16 protein-coding genes and 1 tRNA gene are annotated in these 15225 nt (G+C 63.6%); 11 read left to right on the top strand and 6 right to left on the bottom strand.

Annotated features, from left to right (window positions below; all coding sequences use genetic code 11):
- Window positions 1–110 precede the first annotated feature (110 nt).
- Window positions 111–497: a DNA-directed RNA polymerase subunit omega gene (rpoZ, locus tag ACPS74_RS06735; RefSeq protein WP_018409711.1), complete on the top strand. Its 387-nt coding sequence runs from the start codon at window positions 111–113 to the stop codon at window positions 495–497.
- A 237-nt stretch (window positions 498–734) separates the two neighbouring features.
- Window positions 735–2942: a RelA/SpoT family protein gene (locus ACPS74_RS06730; RefSeq protein ID WP_029652036.1), complete on the top strand. Its 2208-nt coding sequence runs from the start codon at window positions 735–737 to the stop codon at window positions 2940–2942.
- A gap of 39 nt (window positions 2943–2981) precedes the next feature.
- Here ACPS74_RS06730 and ACPS74_RS06725 read toward each other — a convergent pair whose 3' ends face one another.
- On the bottom strand, window positions 2982–3863 hold the full coding sequence (locus ACPS74_RS06725) for an AraC family transcriptional regulator (protein ID WP_425622394.1): 882 nt from the start codon (window positions 3861–3863) through the stop codon (window positions 2982–2984).
- Window positions 3864–3975: 112 nt separating this feature from the next.
- Here ACPS74_RS06725 and ACPS74_RS06720 point away from each other — a divergent pair, with 112 nt between their 5' ends.
- The 6 genes from ACPS74_RS06720 to recO all read left to right on the top strand — a co-directional run bounded on the left by ACPS74_RS06720 (window position 3976) and on the right by recO (window position 8408).
- The gene (locus tag ACPS74_RS06720) at window positions 3976–4731 is read left to right on the top strand and encodes a pyridoxine 5'-phosphate synthase (RefSeq protein WP_029652038.1); all 756 of its coding nucleotides are present in this window, start codon (window positions 3976–3978) and stop codon (window positions 4729–4731) included.
- Window positions 4732–4977: 246 nt separating this feature from the next.
- The gene (gene lepB, locus ACPS74_RS06715) at window positions 4978–5748 is read left to right on the top strand and encodes a signal peptidase I (protein WP_029652039.1); all 771 of its coding nucleotides are present in this window, start codon (window positions 4978–4980) and stop codon (window positions 5746–5748) included.
- Between the two features lie 19 nt (window positions 5749–5767).
- A complete protein-coding gene (gene rnc / locus ACPS74_RS06710; RefSeq protein ID WP_029652041.1) occupies window positions 5768–6475 on the top strand; it encodes a ribonuclease III in 708 nt (235 codons plus the stop codon).
- Complete coding sequence (era, locus tag ACPS74_RS06705) at window positions 6472–7398, top strand: GTPase Era (RefSeq protein WP_029652043.1); 927 nt, start codon at window positions 6472–6474, stop codon at window positions 7396–7398. The genes rnc and era overlap by 4 nt, the downstream gene beginning before the upstream one ends.
- Window positions 7399–7441: 43 nt before the next feature.
- The gene (locus tag ACPS74_RS06700; protein ID WP_083481426.1) at window positions 7442–7669 is read left to right on the top strand and encodes a DUF1737 domain-containing protein; all 228 of its coding nucleotides are present in this window, start codon (window positions 7442–7444) and stop codon (window positions 7667–7669) included.
- A gap of 7 nt (window positions 7670–7676) precedes the next feature.
- Window positions 7677–8408 (top strand): DNA repair protein RecO, encoded by a 732-nt coding sequence (gene recO / locus ACPS74_RS06695; RefSeq protein ID WP_029652045.1) that lies wholly within the window; start codon window positions 7677–7679, stop codon window positions 8406–8408.
- Between the two features lie 102 nt (window positions 8409–8510).
- Here the strand turns inward: recO and ACPS74_RS06690 are convergent, their stop codons facing one another.
- Window positions 8511–8810, bottom strand: a complete 300-nt coding sequence (locus ACPS74_RS06690) for a hypothetical protein (protein ID WP_018409702.1) — start codon at window positions 8808–8810, stop codon at window positions 8511–8513.
- Between the two features lie 189 nt (window positions 8811–8999).
- On the opposite strand from ACPS74_RS06690, the gene parC reads away from it, so the two are divergent.
- Complete coding sequence (parC, locus tag ACPS74_RS06685) at window positions 9000–11267, top strand: DNA topoisomerase IV subunit A (protein ID WP_029652046.1); 2268 nt, start codon at window positions 9000–9002, stop codon at window positions 11265–11267.
- Window positions 11268–11299: 32 nt separating this feature from the next.
- On the opposite strand, the gene ACPS74_RS06680 is transcribed toward parC, so the two are convergent.
- From ACPS74_RS06680 to ACPS74_RS06665, 4 genes are all read right to left on the bottom strand, one after another.
- Entirely contained in the window at window positions 11300–11689 is a 390-nt protein-coding gene (locus ACPS74_RS06680) for a hypothetical protein (protein ID WP_029652047.1), read from the bottom strand.
- Between the two features lie 216 nt (window positions 11690–11905).
- The gene (locus ACPS74_RS06675; RefSeq protein ID WP_239753984.1) at window positions 11906–12502 is read right to left on the bottom strand and encodes a hypothetical protein; all 597 of its coding nucleotides are present in this window, start codon (window positions 12500–12502) and stop codon (window positions 11906–11908) included.
- A gap of 14 nt (window positions 12503–12516) precedes the next feature.
- Window positions 12517–13356, bottom strand: a complete 840-nt coding sequence (gene cysE / locus ACPS74_RS06670) for a serine O-acetyltransferase (RefSeq protein WP_029652049.1) — start codon at window positions 13354–13356, stop codon at window positions 12517–12519.
- A 71-nt stretch (window positions 13357–13427) separates the two neighbouring features.
- Window positions 13428–14195: an alpha/beta fold hydrolase gene (locus tag ACPS74_RS06665; protein ID WP_029652050.1), complete on the bottom strand. Its 768-nt coding sequence runs from the start codon at window positions 14193–14195 to the stop codon at window positions 13428–13430.
- A 161-nt stretch (window positions 14196–14356) separates the two neighbouring features.
- Between ACPS74_RS06665 and ACPS74_RS06660 the strand changes: the two genes are divergently transcribed.
- Both ACPS74_RS06660 and ACPS74_RS06655 read left to right on the top strand, forming a co-directional pair.
- A tRNA-Arg gene (locus ACPS74_RS06660) sits at window positions 14357–14433 on the top strand.
- Window positions 14434–14857: 424 nt separating this feature from the next.
- Window positions 14858–15109 carry a hypothetical protein gene (locus ACPS74_RS06655; RefSeq protein WP_029650057.1) on the top strand — a complete coding sequence of 84 codons (252 nt, stop codon included), beginning with the start codon at window positions 14858–14860 and terminating at the stop codon, window positions 15107–15109.
- The last annotated feature ends 116 nt before the right edge of the window (window positions 15110–15225 follow it).

The following is a 15225-nucleotide window of genomic DNA, read 5'->3' as shown; positions in this document are numbered from 1 at the left end:
CAGCAGCGTCAAAAAAAATCGCCCGCGCGTCTAGAACCAAGAGATTATTGCCTATTTTTCCTAATTGGCGTATCAGCGCCACTCCCGAACCGAATGGAGCTTGACAGCAGATGGCGCGCGTTACTGTCGAAGATTGCGTCGACAAGATCGAAAATCGCTTCGACCTTGTCCTTCTCGCGGCGCATCGGGCGCGAAACATCTCGTCTGGTCAGCCGATCCTCGTCGATCGCGACCGCGACAAAAATCCTGTGGTCGCCCTGCGCGAGATCGCAGAATCGGCGCTCGCGCCGGAAGACCTTTCCGAGGATTTCATCCACTCGCTGCAGCATCACGTCGAAGTCGACGAGCCGGAGGCCGAAGCGGCGCCGGCCTTGACCCCCGCGGTCGCTGGCGAACTCGAAGTCGAGGGCCCCTTCGACCGGATGACGGAAGAAGACCTGCTGCGTGGTCTCGAAGGGCTTGTGCCGCCCGCAGAGGTCGAGGACGAAGCGGAGTAGGATCGCCCGATCCCGCTGGCGGGGCGTTCGCGACACGTCTCCGCCGCGACGTCTCCTGCCAGAGCTGCGCATTCGCGCATCGTCGCTGTTGGTCATAGTCGTTGGTCATGGCGGCCGGCGTGCGCTATTCTCGTTCAACACTCTCGCCGCTCCGGCGCCGCTCGCTTGCCTTTTGCGTGAAATTTACGCCTGGGCGGCGGCCGGGTCGGCGCATAACCAGTCATTGGCGCCACGCGCATGATGCGTCAGTACGAGCTTGTCGAACGCGTGCGGAAGTACAACCCGCGCGTCGATGAGGATTTGCTAAACCGGGCCTATGTCTACGCGATGAAGGCGCACGGGGCGCAAACCCGCGCCTCCGGCGACCCTTATTTTTCCCACCCGCTCGAAGTCGCAGCGATCCTCACCGATCTGAAGCTCGACGACGCGACGATCGTCGCGGCCGTTCTGCACGATACGCTCGAAGACACCGACGCCACGCGCGAAGAGATCGACCGGCTGTTTGGCGAACAGATCGGCAAACTCGTCGAGGGCCTGACCAAGATCGAAAAACTCGATCTCGTCACCAAGCAGGCGCGGCAGGGCGAGAACTTCCGCAAATTGCTGCTCGCCGTCGCCGAAGACGTGCGCGTGCTGCTCGTCAAGCTCGCCGACCGCCTGCACAATATGCGCACGCTGCATTTCGTCCCGCAGGAGAAGCGCGCGCGCATCGCTCAGGAGACGCTCGACATCTATGCGCCGCTCGCCGGCCGCATGGGCATGCAGCGCCTGCGCGAGGAGCTCGAGGGTCTCGCCTTTCGGCATTTGATGCCGGAAGCGCATCAGACCATCGAGCAGCGACTGCACGATCTGCGCGCGAAGAACGGACGCATCATCAAGCGCATCGAGGACGAACTCACCAAGGAGTTCGAGGCGCGCGGCATCACCGCGGCGGTCACCGGACGCCAGAAGACGACCTTTTCGGTGTGGCGCAAGATGGAGCGCAAGTCGATCTCCTTCGAGCAGTTGTCCGACATCTTCGGTTTTCGGATCATCGTCGGCGCGGTGGAGGATTGCTATCGCGCGCTCGGCGTCGTGCATACGAAGTGGCCCAACGTCCCCGGCCGCTTCAAGGATTACATCTCGACGCCGAAACAGAACGACTATCGTTCGATCCATACGACCGTGATCGGTCCTGGCCACCAGCGCGTCGAACTTCAGATCCGCACAGCCGAAATGCATGAGATCGCGCGCTTCGGCATCGCCGCGCACGCGCTCTACAAGGACGCGGTCGGGGCGCATGGCCGCGAGCAGCTCGCCAAGGAAAGCCGCGCCTTCCGCTGGCTGCAGGAAACGCTCGATCTCCTCGCGCATGGCGACAATCCCGAGGAGTTTCTCGAGCATACGCGCCTCGAGCTCTTTCAAGATCAGGTGTTCTGCTTCACGCCGAAGGGCGGACTGATCGCGCTGCCGCGCGGCGCGACGCCGATCGATTTCGCCTACGCCGTGCATACGAAGCTCGGCGATTCAGCCGTTGGCGCGAAGATCAACGGACGCGTCGGCCCGGTGTTGTCGCAGCTGAAAAACGGCGACGAGGTCGAGATCATCCGCGCCGAAGGGCATGTTCCGCCGGCCGCCTGGGAGGGCGCGGTGGCGACCGGCAAGGCGCGCGCCGCGATCCGACGCGCGACGCGCGACGCGGTGCGCCAGCAATATGCCGGGCTCGGCCGCCAGATCGTCGAACGCGCCTTCGAGCGCGCCGGCCGCGTCTGGAGCGAAGAGAAACTGAAGGCGGCGCTGACCAGGCTCGCGCGGCCGTCGGTCGAGGACGCGCTCGCCGCCGTCGGCCGCGGCGAAATCTATTCGGGCGACGTCGTCAAGGCGGTCTATCCGGATTTCAGCGAAGAACGCAAAGCCTCGCCCACCGCCATCGGTCCTGGCGAGCCGGGCTGGTTCGGCGTCAAGGCGAACGCCAATGTGGTCTTCAAAGCGCCCGGCGCGAAAGAGGGCAGCGGCGCGATTCCGATTCGCGGGCTGCGCGGCGACGCGCCGGTGCGTTTCGCGCCCGACGGCGGCGCCGTGCCGGGCGACCGCATCGTCGGCATTTTCACGCCCGGCGAAGGCATCACCATCTATCCGATCCAGTCGCCGTCGCTGACCGCCTTCGACGACCAGCCCGAACGCTGGCTCGACGTGCGCTGGGATATCGAAGCCGGCTCTTCGGCGCTGTTTCCCGTTCGCATCGTCGTGACGGCGCTCAACGAGCCCGGCTCGCTCGGCGCGCTGGCGACGCTCATCGGCGAGACCGGCGCCAATATCGACAACATCAGCTTCAAGGCGCATTCGCCGGATTTCCGCGAAATGACCTTCGATCTTGAAGTCGCCGATTTGAAACATTTGAACGGCGTCGTCACGCGGCTGCGCGCGAGCGCTTTGGTGAGCAAGGTCGAGCGGATGATCGGGTGAGGGGGCGCCGCCAAGCCGCGCGGCGGTCCGCGACCCACTCTATTTGAGCGGCAGATAGATCTCGGTCAGATGCCGATGTTCGGGCGTGTCGTGATCAAGGTTCAGATAGTGGAAATAGACCGGGAAATCCCGTAATTCCTCTCCCGATTCCGGCAGCCAATCCCGATAGAGCGCGTAAACGCTCTCGTCGATCCGGTCGCGAGAACCGGCATGGATGGTCATGGCGCAGCGCCCGCCCGGGATCGTCTTCGTGACGACGCCGTGTTCATTGGCGGGAACCGGCGCCGTCGCCGATCCGCAAATATCGAAGCGAAACTCCTCGGGCGGCGTCGTGTTGGGGTCGTTAGAAGGCACGCCGTAGGTCTCGCATTGGTTGATCGGAGAAAGCCCGGACGATTTTCGCCAGGCGATGAAGCGCTGCACTGAATCATTGAGAAGCCCCGGCGCGCCGCGATGTTCGAGCGCCGCGACCAATATTGGTTCGACGTCGATGATCTTTACGTCCATGTCTTCGGTCCTTTTGCTGGGTGGGAGGCTTATTCGAGATCGCGCGCTCCATGACGCCCAGTCCGGCGTCTTGCGGAACGCGCTCGGCGTCTGGCCGAACGCGGCTTTGAAGGCGCGGGAAAAGGATTCCGGATTTTCGAACCCCGAATCCAAAGCGACGTCGATGATCGGCGCGGTCGGATTGAACGCCAGTCGATAAGAGGCTCTCTTGAGCCTCATGAATTGGATGTAGCGTGAGAGGCTAATCCCGCAGTTCTGGGAAAATTGCCGATGGAAGTGGAATTTTGAAAAGTTCGCGACGTCGCTCAGCACGTCGATGGTAAGTTCTTCGTCGAGATGCTTGTCGATGTAATCCAGCACGCGATTGATGCGTCGCGCATAGTCAGGTTCCTTTCGCCTTGTCTTGGTCTCCATGTTTGCATCGTAGCAAGCGCGACGGCCGGCTTCCTGACTGAAATTGCTCTTTGCGCCGCCGCGCCGGCCTGCGCCCAATGACAAACCGTCCGCCCGCGCGCTATAGAGCGCAATGACCTCGCCGCCCCTTCGCCTTGGCGTTAACGTCGATCATGTCGCCACCGTCCGCAACGCGCGCGGCGGTCCGCGGCCCGACCCCGTTCGCGCCGCGCTGCTCGCCATTGAGGCCGGCGCCGACGGCGTCACCGCGCATCTGCGGGAAGACCGCCGTCACATCAATGACGCGGACATGGCGCGGCTGAAGGCGGCGATTTCGAAGCCGCTCAATTTCGAAATGGCGGCGACCGAGCAGATGCTCGACATCGCCGTCGCGACGGCGCCGCACGCCGTCTGTCTCGTGCCGGAAAAGCGCACGGAGCGCACGACCGAGGGCGGCCTCGACGTCGTCGGCCAGCACGACTACCTGCTGCCTTACGTCGATCAGCTGACGCGGGAAGGCGTGTGCGTATCGCTGTTCATCGAGCCGTCCACCGAGGCGATTGACGCCGCCGTGTCGGTCAAGGCGCCTGTCGTCGAGCTCCATACAGGCGCCTGGTGCCACGCCGTCGAGGTCGGGGATATGGGCCGGGCCGAGGCGGAATTCGCGCGGGTCGCCGAAGCCGCCGCCTATGGCGCCGCCCTCGGGCTCGAAATTCACGCCGGCCACGGCCTCGATTATGAGACGGCGCGCCGCGTGAGCGCCTTGCCGCAGATCGTCGAACTCAACATCGGCCATTTTCTCATCGGCGAGGCGATATTCGTCGGGCTCGCCGAGGCGATCCGGCGGATGCGGGAGGCGATGGAGCAGGGCCGGGCGCAAGCCTTCTAGGGCCAAGGCGCGACCGGCGGACCGCAAGCGCAGGCGCGGCGTTAGCGTTAATCACGATCGGGCGGAGACGCGCTGGCTGAGCGCGCTAAGGTGGCGGGCGGTCATCCATTTGACGCCGGCCCGGGGCTATTCTTTGGCTCGGGCGAAGGTTCTCATGGAAGCTGTAGCGTGTTAAGCCGGGCGGCCGGGCGGGCCGACGCCGCCCCAATGCATGAGGAGTGAGTCGGCTTGAGCAGGAACGTTCCGGTGGCTGAAAAACGCGAAGAGGGCGGGGTTCTCGAAACCATCAAGGTCATCCTTCAGGCGCTGGCGATCGCGCTTGTCATTCGCACGCTGCTCTTTCAGCCGTTCAATATTCCTTCGGGCTCGATGATCCCGACGCTGCTGATCGGCGATTATGTTTTCGTGTCGAAATACGCCTACGGCTATTCGAATTACTCGATGCCGTTCGGGCCCGACATCTTCTCCGGCCGCATTCTGGCTTCGCCTCCCAACCGCGGAGACGTCATCGTCTTCAAGCTGCCGCGGGACAATGAGACCGACTATATCAAGCGCGTCATTGGCCTTCCCGGCGACCGCATCCAGGTCATCGACGGTCGGCTCTATATTAATGGCGTCATCGTGCCCCGCACCCCACTCGAAAAGGAAGTGACGGAGAACCGCGAAGGCCGGGAAGTCCCCGTGACGACCTACGAGGAAACGCTCCCGGGCAACGGCGATCATCCCGCGGTCGAACATACGATCATCGAAATCGAGGGCGATCACGGCATCAACGACAACACCGAGCTGTTCGTGGTGCCGCCCGATCACTATTTCATGATGGGTGATAATCGCGACAACTCCACCGATTCGCGCATCGCGCCGGAGCTTGGCGGCGTCGGCTTCGTGCCCTTCGTCAATCTCGTGGGCCGCGCCGAGATCATCTTCTTCTCGGTCAGGAAGGACGAATCGGCGCTCGCTTTCTGGCGCTGGCCATGGTCCGTGCGGTGGGACCGGCTGTTCCGGCCCGTTCATTGATCGGACGCACAGGCGTGACATGACGCGCGGCCGCGACGAGGGGCTCGCTGATCTCGAGGCGCGTATCGGACATGACTTCGCCGATCCGGCGCTGCTCGGCCGAGCGCTGACGCATGTCAGCGCGTCGCCGGCCCGGCGCGATTCATACGAGCGGCTGGAGTTTTTGGGCGACCGCGTGCTCGGGCTCGCCGTGGCGCACATGCTCTATGACGCCTTTCCGAACGAGAGCGAGGGCGAGCTGTCCCGCCGCCTCGCGGCGCTGGTCCGCAAGGAGACCTGCGCCGAGGTGGCCGAAGTCTGGGGCGTTGGCGCAGCGATGCGGCTCGGCGAGGGCGAGGCCCAGACCGGCGGACGCGGCAAACGCGCCTTGCTCGGCGACATTTGCGAAGCGATCATCGGCGCAGCCTTTCTCGACGGGGGCGCCGCTGCGGCCGAACATATCGTTCGCAAGGCGTTCAGCGACCGTATGGCGGCGAGCGGCCAGGATTTGCGCGACGCGAAGACCGCCTTGCAGGAATGGGCTCAGGCGCGCGGCCTTGCGACGCCCCGCTACCGGCTCGTCGCCCGCAGCGGACCGGACCACGCGCCCTTCTTCGAGGTCGTCGTGGAGGTGCAGGGATTTACGGCGGCGCCCGGATCGGGCGCTTCGAAACGGGTCGCGGAACAGGCCGCGGCGGCGGCGTTTCTGGCCCGCGAGGACGCGGCCACAGGGAAGGGCGATACATGACCGGCGACGACGAATTGGCGCGAGAAGACACGCGCTGCGGCTTCGCGGCGCTGGTCGGCGCGCCCAACGCCGGCAAGTCGACGCTGCTTAATCAACTCGTCGGCGCCAAGGTCTCGATCGTGTCGCGCAAGGCGCAGACGACGCGGGCGCTTATTCGCGGCATCGCCATCGAGGGCGCGGCGCAGATCATCCTGGTCGATACGCCGGGCATCTTCAAGCCGAAGCGGCGGCTCGATCGCGCCATGGTCGCGAGCGCGCTCTCGGGCGCGGCCGACGCCGACGTGATCGCGCTGCTCATCGACTCCCGCAAGGGGATCGACGAAGAAGTGGACGCGATCCTGGAGCAGCTTCAGCACGCCAAGGCGTCCAAGCTCCTCGTCCTCAACAAGATCGATCTCATACCCCGCGAAAGGCTGCTGGCGCTGGCGCAAACGCTCAACGCGCGCGAAAAATTCGACGAAACTTTCATGATCTCGGCGCTGAAAGGCGACGGCGTGGGCGATCTGCGCCAGGCGCTCGCGCAGCGCATGGGGCCCTCGCCCTGGCTCTATCCCGAGGATCAGCTCTCCGACGCGCCGCTGCGGCTGCTCGCCGCGGAAATCACCCGCGAGCAGATCTATGAGCGGCTGCACGACGAATTGCCTTATCAGTCGACGGTCGAGACGGACTCCTGGACCAATCAGAAGGACGGCTCGGCGCGCATCGAGCAGACGATCTTTGTCGCGCGCGACAGCCAGAAGAAGATCGTCATCGGCGAAGGCGGCCGCACCATCAAGGCCATCGGTCAGGCAGCGCGCCGCGAGATCGCCGAGGCGGCCGAACAGCCGGTGCATCTCTTCCTGTTCGTGAAAGTCCGGGAAAACTGGGCCGACGACCCGGAGCGCTATCGCGAGATGCGCCTGGATTTCCCCAAGGGCAAATAATATCGGCCAAGACCGGGTGATTCGCGCGGCGCTGGAGAATCGAATGTCGAACGAACGCAAGGCGATGACCGTCTATCGTTTTCTCACCGGGCCCGACGACGCGGCGTTTTGCCATCGCGTCACGGAAGCGTTGAGCCTCGGCTGGCGACTCCACGGATCGCCGTCGCTCACCTTCGACCCGACGCAAAACCGGGTGATCTGCGGCCAGGCTTTGATCAAGGATGTCGAAGGCTTAGAGTACAGGCCGGAGATGAAGCTTTCCGAAGTGTGAGCCTGATATGGAATGGCGCGACGACGCTCTTATTCTCGGCGCGCGTCGGCATGGCGAAACGTCCGTCATCCTCGAAGTGATGACGCGCGGACACGGCCGCCATCTTGGTCTCGTGCGCGGCGGTCGCTCGCGCCGGCTCCGTCCGATTCTGCAGCCCGGCAATCTCGTCGCGGCGCAGTGGCGCGCGCGTCTTGAGGACCATCTCGGCGCCTTGACGGTCGAGCCGCTCGCCGCCCGCGCCGCCTATTTCCTCGACCGCGCCGCGGCGCTCCATGGCGTCGTCTCGCTCTGCGCGTTGCTGCGTCTGCTGCCGGAGCGCGACCCCCATGAGGAATTGTTCGAAATGGCCGACGCCATTGCGGCGCTGTTCGGCGACATTCGCGGCGCCGAAGGCGCCGCGACGATGTTGGCGCGATTCGAGCTTGCGCTGCTCGGCGCGCTCGGCTTCGGGCTCGATCTCAACGCCTGCGCGCTGACCGGCGCGAAGGACGATCTCGCCTATGTGTCGCCGAAATCGGGCCGCGCGGTGAGCCGCGCCGCCGGCGCGCCATGGCGCGATAAACTCCTGCTCTATCCCGACTTTCTTCAGCATGAGAGCATTGTGGCGGAACAGGCCGATCTCATCGCCGCGTTCCGATTGACCGGATATTTCCTGACGCGCGACGTGCTCAAGCCGCGCGGCGTCGCGCTGCCGGCGGCGCGCGAACTTTACGTCGGCGCTCTTTTGCGCGTGGCGTGAGGAAAAAAGAGCGGACGCGTCGGCGTATCGCTTAGAGCGCTTCCCGATCACATGGAAATGCAGGTTCTCATCGAAAAGTCCGTCGACTTTTTCGGAACCTGGCTAGCGGCGCTTGTCGCCGCAAATATAGCGCGATTCATGGCTGCTGACGCCGTAGCCCTGATCGATGTCGACGAGCACCTCGCGGCAGATCGCCTGCATGTCTTCGTCACCGTCGCGCGCCTGAGGCGCGCGGTCCCGCGCCGCGAGCGCCGGGCCGGAGACCGTCGATCTATCCAAGGCGAATGAGGCGGAGGTGACAAGCAGCGCCGAGATGAGCGCCAAAAACAGTTTCTTCATGGACGCCATGTTTTGAAAGCCGCGGAAAACCGGCGAAAAGTCGACCGCGCCGATCCGCGCCATCGCTTCGCAGCCTTCTAAAGGACGAAACGCGGCGTCTGCAAGACATTATTTGTTACAATGCTGCACAAAACGCAGTCGATGCGTCGACAACGTCCTTTCACAGTTAAAGAGCCGCTTCGAAATCCTTCGCTTGCGCCGACGCCCTCGCGGCCATAGTACCGATCGCAAAGGCAGAATCGGGTTTTTGAAATGGCGCAAAAAGGCGGCGCGGGAACGGGAAAAGGCAAGGGCGCAAGCGATGTTAGCGTGATCGCGCCCGTCGATCTGCGCGAGGCGCTCGAGGAGCGCTATCTGCGCTACGCGCTTTCGACCATCACCGGCCGCGCGCTGCCCGACGCCCGCGACGGGCTTAAACCCGTGCACCGACGCATCCTTTACGGCATGCATATTCTTCGCCTCGACCCCGGCGCGCCGTTCAAGAAATGCGCAAAAATCGTCGGCGACGTGATGGGCTCGTTCCACCCCCATGGCGATCAGGCGATCTATGACGCGCTGGTGCGCCTCGCGCAGGATTTCTCCTCCCGCTATCCGCTGGTCGACGGGCAGGGCAATTTCGGCAATGTGGACGGCGATTCGGCGGCCGCCTATCGCTACACCGAGGCGCGCATGACGGCGGTCGCGCGCTCTCTTCTGGAAGGCATCGACGAAGACGCGATCGACTTCATCCCCAACTATTCCGGCGAGGAGAAGGAGCCGGTGGTGCTGCCGTCGGCGCTGCCCAATCTGCTCGCCAATGGCGCGCAGGGGATCGCCGTCGGCATGGCGACGTCGATTCCGCCGCATAATCTCGCCGAACTCTGCGACGCGGCGCTCTATCTCGTCTCTCACCGCAAGGCGACCGCCGAACAGCTCTTAACCTTCGTGCAGGGTCCGGATTTCCCAACCGGCGGGATCGTCGTCGACAAGCGCGATGAGATCATCGAGACCTATCGCACCGGGCGTGGCTCGTTTCGTGTGCGGGCGCGCTGGATCAAAGAAGAGCTGCCGCGCGGCGGATGGGTCGTCGTCGTCACGGAAATCCCTTACGGGGTGCAGAAGTCGCGCCTCATCGAACGGCTCGCCGAACTCATCTCCGAGCGCAAACTGCCGCTCGTCGCCGATGTGCGCGATGAATCGGCGGAAGACGTGCGCATCGTTTTCGAGCCGCGCGCGCGCACCGTCGACCCGGCGCTGATGATGGAGACGTTGTTCAAGCTCTCCGAGCTCGAAACGCGTTTTCCGATGAACATGAATGTGCTCGTCGACGGCGTGACGCCGCGCGTCGTTTCGCTCGACGAGGCCTTAAGGCAATGGCTCGACCATCGCCGGACCGTGCTGCAGCGCCGCTCGCGCCATCGCCTCGCCGCGATCGTTCGGCGCATCGAGCAATTGGAAGGCATGGTCATCGTCTTCCTCAATCTCGATGAGGTGATCCGCATCATCCGCGAAGAGGACGACGCCAAGGGGGAATTGAAAAAGACGTTCAAGCTGAGCGATTTGCAGGTCGAATACATCCTCGACACGCGGCTGCGCGCTCTTCGCCGGCTCGAAGAAATGGAGCTGAAGAAGGAGCTCGGCGAACTTTCGGCCGAGCGCAAGGACATCGAGGCGCTGCTCGCCGATGAGGACAAGCAGTGGAAGACCATCGCCTGGCAGGTGCGCGAACTCAAAAAAACCTATGGCCCGCAGACGCCGAAGGGCAAGCGGCGCACGACGTTTGAGGACGCGCCTGAGGCGATCGATCTCGACCTCGCCGAGGCGATGATCGAGCGCGAACCCGTGACCATCGTCGTCTCGAAGAAGGGCTGGATTCGCGCGCTCAAGGGCCATGTGCAGGATCTCGCGACGCTGCAGTTCAAAGGCGACGATGAACTCGGCGCCTCCTTCTTCGCGCAGACGACGTCGAAAATCCTGGCGCTCGCGTCGAACGGCAAGGCCTATACGTTAGAGGCATCGAAACTTCCCGGCGGGCGCGGACATGGCGAGCCGATCCGGCTTTTCGCCGAGATCGAGGAAGGCGCCGACGTCGTCGCCGTTCTGCCGCATGTCGCGGGCGCCGCGCTGCTGCTGGTGACGAATGACGGGCGCGGCTTCGTCGTGAGCGAAGATGATCTCTTGTCCTCGACGCGCAAGGGACGCGCGGCGCTCAATGTCGAGCCGCCCTCGAAGTTGCACATCGTGACGCAGGCGGAGGGGGATCATATCGCCATCATCGGCGAGAACCGGAAGCTCCTGGTGTTTCCCTTGAGCGAAGCGCCGCGCATGGCGCGCGGCAAGGGCGTGCGCATGCAGCGCTACAAGGACGGCGGCGTCGCGGACGCGAAAGTTTTCGCGCTGAAGGACGGTTTGACCTGGACCGACGCATCCGGGCGCGTGTTCACGATCGACAAGGCTGAACTCAAGGACTGGATCGGCCACCGCGCCGAAGCGGGAAGACTGCCGCCGCGGGGTTTTCCGAGGAATAATCGGTTTGGGTGAAATCAGTCGGCGTTAGGGACCATCTCGACGTCTTACTGCGTCGGCCCCATAGTGCCCGTGTTGCGCAGGCGATTGCCGCGCACCCAGCCTGTGACGCTGTCTGCGCTTTTCGGGCTCACATACATCACAGAGACCCAGCCGTCGTCAGTTTGGGCATAGGAGATCAAATTGTCGCCGGGCACGACAAAAACTCCCTTCATCGCGCAGTGGACGCTCGGCGCCGAGTAGAATTGCAGCCGTCCTGTTCCGACCACGACGTTTCCGCGCGGTGGAGAAATCAGGGGCGCCGTGTTGGAACCCGCCGGGGGCTCTTTGCAGTTCTTGATGTCGCGCGCGAAAGCCGAAGGGCCGTGAAGCGTCGCGCCAAGCGCAATGGCGGCAAGCAAGACCTTCTTAACAAGCAAGATCTTCTTAAGATGCATTTTCGTCTACTTAATTGTCCGACGCTGACGCGTGCGCCCCCATCCGGCGCTTCGCGCCACCTTCCCCCGTTTCACGGGAGAAGGGAGAACGGCGCCATCGCGGCTGACGTCGAAGATTTACGAATCTTCACGACGCGCGCAATCGACTCCCTCTCCCGCGCAAAGCGCGGGGGAGGGTTGGGGAGGGGCTTTTCCTGCAAGCGTTTCGCAGGAAGCTCAATCCGTCTTCGAAAAATCCGGAATCTTGAATCCGAGCTTGCCCTGGTGCCACAGCGTGAAGGCGACGCCGCCGGCGACGAGGACGAAAACGCCGAAGGCGATGTAGAGATAAATTTCCTCGTCGGTGACGAGGCCGACCGAGAACGGGTGCCGGCCCTCAAAGCTTTTGGCGCCGTCGTCGCTCGTCAGCCGCGCGTAGAGCACATAGGCGCCGGGCTCCCTAAAATTCTGGTCGAAATTCACCATGCCGTTGCGAAATTTCTGCACCGGCAAGCGGCCGACGATGTCGGCTTCAGGGTCGGCGTCGCCGTTCGGCCCCTTGCCGCGCAGGATGCGGATGTCCCAATTCATGTCGCGCAATTCATTGTCGGCGGCGTCGAGCACGATGACGCTGGGGCCGACGTCCGGCAGCGCGATGCACTCCCGGTCGACGTTCTTCTTGGGCTGCATGGCGACAAATTTCATCGACTTGCCGCCAAGATCAATCGGACATTCCGGATCGTAATAATGCCAACCGGCGGCTGTCGCGGCGCGTGGAGACAGCAACGACGCCGCGACAAAAACGAGCGCAAAGCCCAGGAGAATTTTGCTCAAGGTCAACTCCGCCTTCACATGCCGGCGTCGAGATAGGCCAGCATCTGATCCATGGCAAGCGCCGGCTCGGCGCAGCGCGCCTCGCCGACGATCCGGGCCGGCACGCCGGCGACGGTCTTGTTGGCGGGAACCGGGTCGAGCACGACCGAGCCCGCGGCGATCATGGCGCATCGGCCGATCTCAATATTGCCGAGGACCTTCGCGCCGGCGCCGATCAGCACGCCGCGCCTGACCTTGGGATGACGGTCGCCGCGCGCCTTGCCGGTGCCCCCGAGCGTCACGCCATGCAGCATCGACACTTCGTCTTCGACGACGCTGGTCGCGCCAATGACGACGCCGGTGGCGTGGTCGATAAAAACGCTCTTGCCGATGACGGCGGCGGGGTGGATGTCGACCTGGAAGGTCTGCGATGACAGGCTCTGCAGGATCAGCGCGAAGTCGCTTCGGCCGTTCTTCCATAGCCAATGCGCCAGACGATAGGTCTGCAGCGCATGGAAGCCTTTGAAATACACCGCCGGCTCGATCAGCCTTGTGCAGGCGGGATCGCGCTCGAGCACGGCGAGCAGGTCGGCGCGGAACGCCTCGACCAATCCCGGTTCGCGGGCGGCGCATTCTTCGAACGCCTGGCGGATCGCGATATAGGGCGCCTCCGGCCGATCGAGCCGCTGCGCCACGCGATGCGCGACGACGCCCAAGACGCCGTTCTGCGACAGGATCGCCGGATGCAGGAAGCCGCCGAGCTCCGGTTCGCGCCGCAGCACGTCCTCCGCCTCCGCGCGCAGCCGCGCGAAAAGCGGGTCGCTTTGGGCGAAGTCGATGATTTTCGCGCCCTGTTCGCGCGTTTCGGCGCCCATCCGCCCCTCCTTGGTCAGGCAGTTACATAGCGGAGCGCTCGGAGAATAGCACGGACGCCCGCCTGCGGCCGTTAAGGCCGCGTATCCAGGAACTCCAGCACCGCCTGCTTGTAGATCCTGTCGCCGACCGCCCGGTTGTGGTCGCGGCCGGGAATATCGACCACCCGGGAGTTGGGGAAGAACTCGGCCAGCGGGAGCGGGTCGCCGGCGACGTCGTCGCGCGTGCCGACGCAGATCAGCACCGGCGCGGTGATGCGCGCGAGCGACTCTGGCTCGACGGACTTGCGGGCGCCGCGCACGCAGGCGGCGAGGGCGGCGAGGTCGCTGCGGGTGGATTCGGCGAAGCCGCGAAAGATTTTGAGAGTCGAATCGTCAATGTCCTCGATGCGCTCAATCTCCATGGCTTCGGCGAGGCCGCGCGGCAGGCCGGAGTTCTCGATGAGATTTTCGCCGATGCCGCCGAGGATCAATGAGCGCACGCGCTCGGGCGCCGTCAGCGCCAGCACCGTGCCGATGCGTCCGCCGAGCGAATAGCCCATGACGTCGGCGCGCGGGATCGACAGATGGTCGAGCAGATGCACGATGTCGGCGGCCATCAGGTCGAGACTATATTGCGCCGGATCGTACAGCTTGGCGGAGCGACCATGGCCGCGGTTGTCGAAGACAATGACGCGGCGGCCGTCTTCGGTCAGCGTCTTGACCCATTGCGTGAACAGCCAGTTCACGGCATGGGTCGAGGCGAAGCCATGCACGAGCACGATCGGTTCGCCGCGATCTTCCGTTAATGGCTCGAAATCCACATAGGCTATCTCGACGCCATCCGACAGGAACGTTTCCATTATAAATCCCACTTAGAGCCTTTTATCTAAATGCTTGCGCCGTCGACGCAAGGCTGCGCGCGGCGAAAGTAAATGCGCTCTTGCCATTCGCGTCGCTTGCCGGTAAACGAGCCGGCACGTCGCCATAGCCCGTTTATCGCATCGGGGCTATGGCGAAGCAGGCGCCCGTAGCTCAGCTGGATAGAGCACCAGACTACGAATCTGGGGGTCAGAGGTTCGAATCCTTTCGGGCGCGCCATCCTATCAAAGCTCACACGCCAAAAAGGCTGACGAGCCGCTAGCCCTTCCCCCGCGCGGGTCGCCCAAAAGTTGATGGCGAAAGACGTCCTGAGCGCTCGCGACTACAAAAACGCGCGGTCATAGGCGAAACGCGGAAGCCGCATCACCCGGGGTCGCAAATCACGCTTCGGATTCTCGTGACTGGATGGTGGCGCGACACAAACCGTGACGCGCCGTTTTTATGTCGCTCCCTTCCAAGCCTGCATTGAGGGGCGCCAGTCTGCGCCGATTTCAACGATTGCTCCCGCGCGTCTGGCCGCCGTCCTTATCGATTCGACAACGACTTACCGCCATCGCTGGCCTTGTCTGAACGGTAGAAAGGTCCATATTTTCTGCAGGGCCGGCCGCCATTTGGGCAAAGTCGACTTGGTGGAGACGCCACAATGATCGAAACATTGATAGGACTCATCTTTCTCGTCGTCATCATCGGGGTTTTTTGGTGGGCCGCGACGACCTTGCTGCGTGTCATTCCTCTCGCGGAGCCGTTTCGAACAGTTGTTCACGTGCTCGTCGTTTTGGTCGGGGTGTTCATCGTTCTTTATGTGGCGCAGATGTTCCTGTCGGCAGCCGGCATTAAAGTGCCATGGCCCAAGATTGGCGAAGCGAAATCAATACACTTGGTCATGCCGGCCTGAGTGATCCGCACAGTGAATGGACTCGCGCAGCTGCACCGCTCAGGTGCTGCTGACGAGTCTTCAACGCGTGCGGCCATCGTTCTGAAAATTCCCCGCAACGATCTTTCCCTGTCGGC

Source organism: Methylocystis sp. SB2, from assembly GCF_049817085.1.
GTDB classification, from domain to species: domain Bacteria; phylum Pseudomonadota; class Alphaproteobacteria; order Rhizobiales; family Beijerinckiaceae; genus Methylocystis; species Methylocystis rosea.
Note: the sequence above shows the minus strand (reverse complement) of the source record. Positions and strands in the feature narration are given on the sequence as shown.

What these genes read in the sequence shown, in the direction of transcription:
- ACPS74_RS06730 (WP_029652036.1), top strand. Translation starts at nt 735, where the DNA reads ATGATGCGTCAGTACGAGCTTGTCGAACGCGTGCGGAAGTACAACCCG.
- ACPS74_RS06700 (WP_083481426.1), top strand. Translation starts at nt 7,442, where the DNA reads ATGTCGAACGAACGCAAGGCGATGACCGTCTATCGTTTTCTCACCGGG.
- parC (WP_029652046.1), top strand. Translation starts at nt 9,000, where the DNA reads ATGGCGCAAAAAGGCGGCGCGGGAACGGGAAAAGGCAAGGGCGCAAGC.
- ACPS74_RS06665 (WP_029652050.1), bottom strand. Translation starts at nt 14,195, where the DNA reads ATGGAAACGTTCCTGTCGGATGGCGTCGAGATAGCCTATGTGGATTTC.
- ACPS74_RS06655 (WP_029650057.1), top strand. Translation starts at nt 14,858, where the DNA reads ATGATCGAAACATTGATAGGACTCATCTTTCTCGTCGTCATCATCGGG.
- rpoZ (WP_018409711.1), top strand. Translation starts at nt 111, where the DNA reads ATGGCGCGCGTTACTGTCGAAGATTGCGTCGACAAGATCGAAAATCGC.
- ACPS74_RS06720 (WP_029652038.1), top strand. Translation starts at nt 3,976, where the DNA reads ATGACCTCGCCGCCCCTTCGCCTTGGCGTTAACGTCGATCATGTCGCC.
- era (WP_029652043.1), top strand. Translation starts at nt 6,472, where the DNA reads ATGACCGGCGACGACGAATTGGCGCGAGAAGACACGCGCTGCGGCTTC.
- cysE (WP_029652049.1), bottom strand. Translation starts at nt 13,356, where the DNA reads ATGGGCGCCGAAACGCGCGAACAGGGCGCGAAAATCATCGACTTCGCC.
- rnc (WP_029652041.1), top strand. Translation starts at nt 5,768, where the DNA reads ATGACGCGCGGCCGCGACGAGGGGCTCGCTGATCTCGAGGCGCGTATC.
- recO (WP_029652045.1), top strand. Translation starts at nt 7,677, where the DNA reads ATGGAATGGCGCGACGACGCTCTTATTCTCGGCGCGCGTCGGCATGGC.
- ACPS74_RS06680 (WP_029652047.1), bottom strand. Translation starts at nt 11,689, where the DNA reads ATGCATCTTAAGAAGATCTTGCTTGTTAAGAAGGTCTTGCTTGCCGCC.
- ACPS74_RS06725 (WP_425622394.1), bottom strand. Translation starts at nt 3,863, where the DNA reads ATGGAGACCAAGACAAGGCGAAAGGAACCTGACTATGCGCGACGCATC.
- ACPS74_RS06690 (WP_018409702.1), bottom strand. Translation starts at nt 8,810, where the DNA reads ATGGCGCGGATCGGCGCGGTCGACTTTTCGCCGGTTTTCCGCGGCTTT.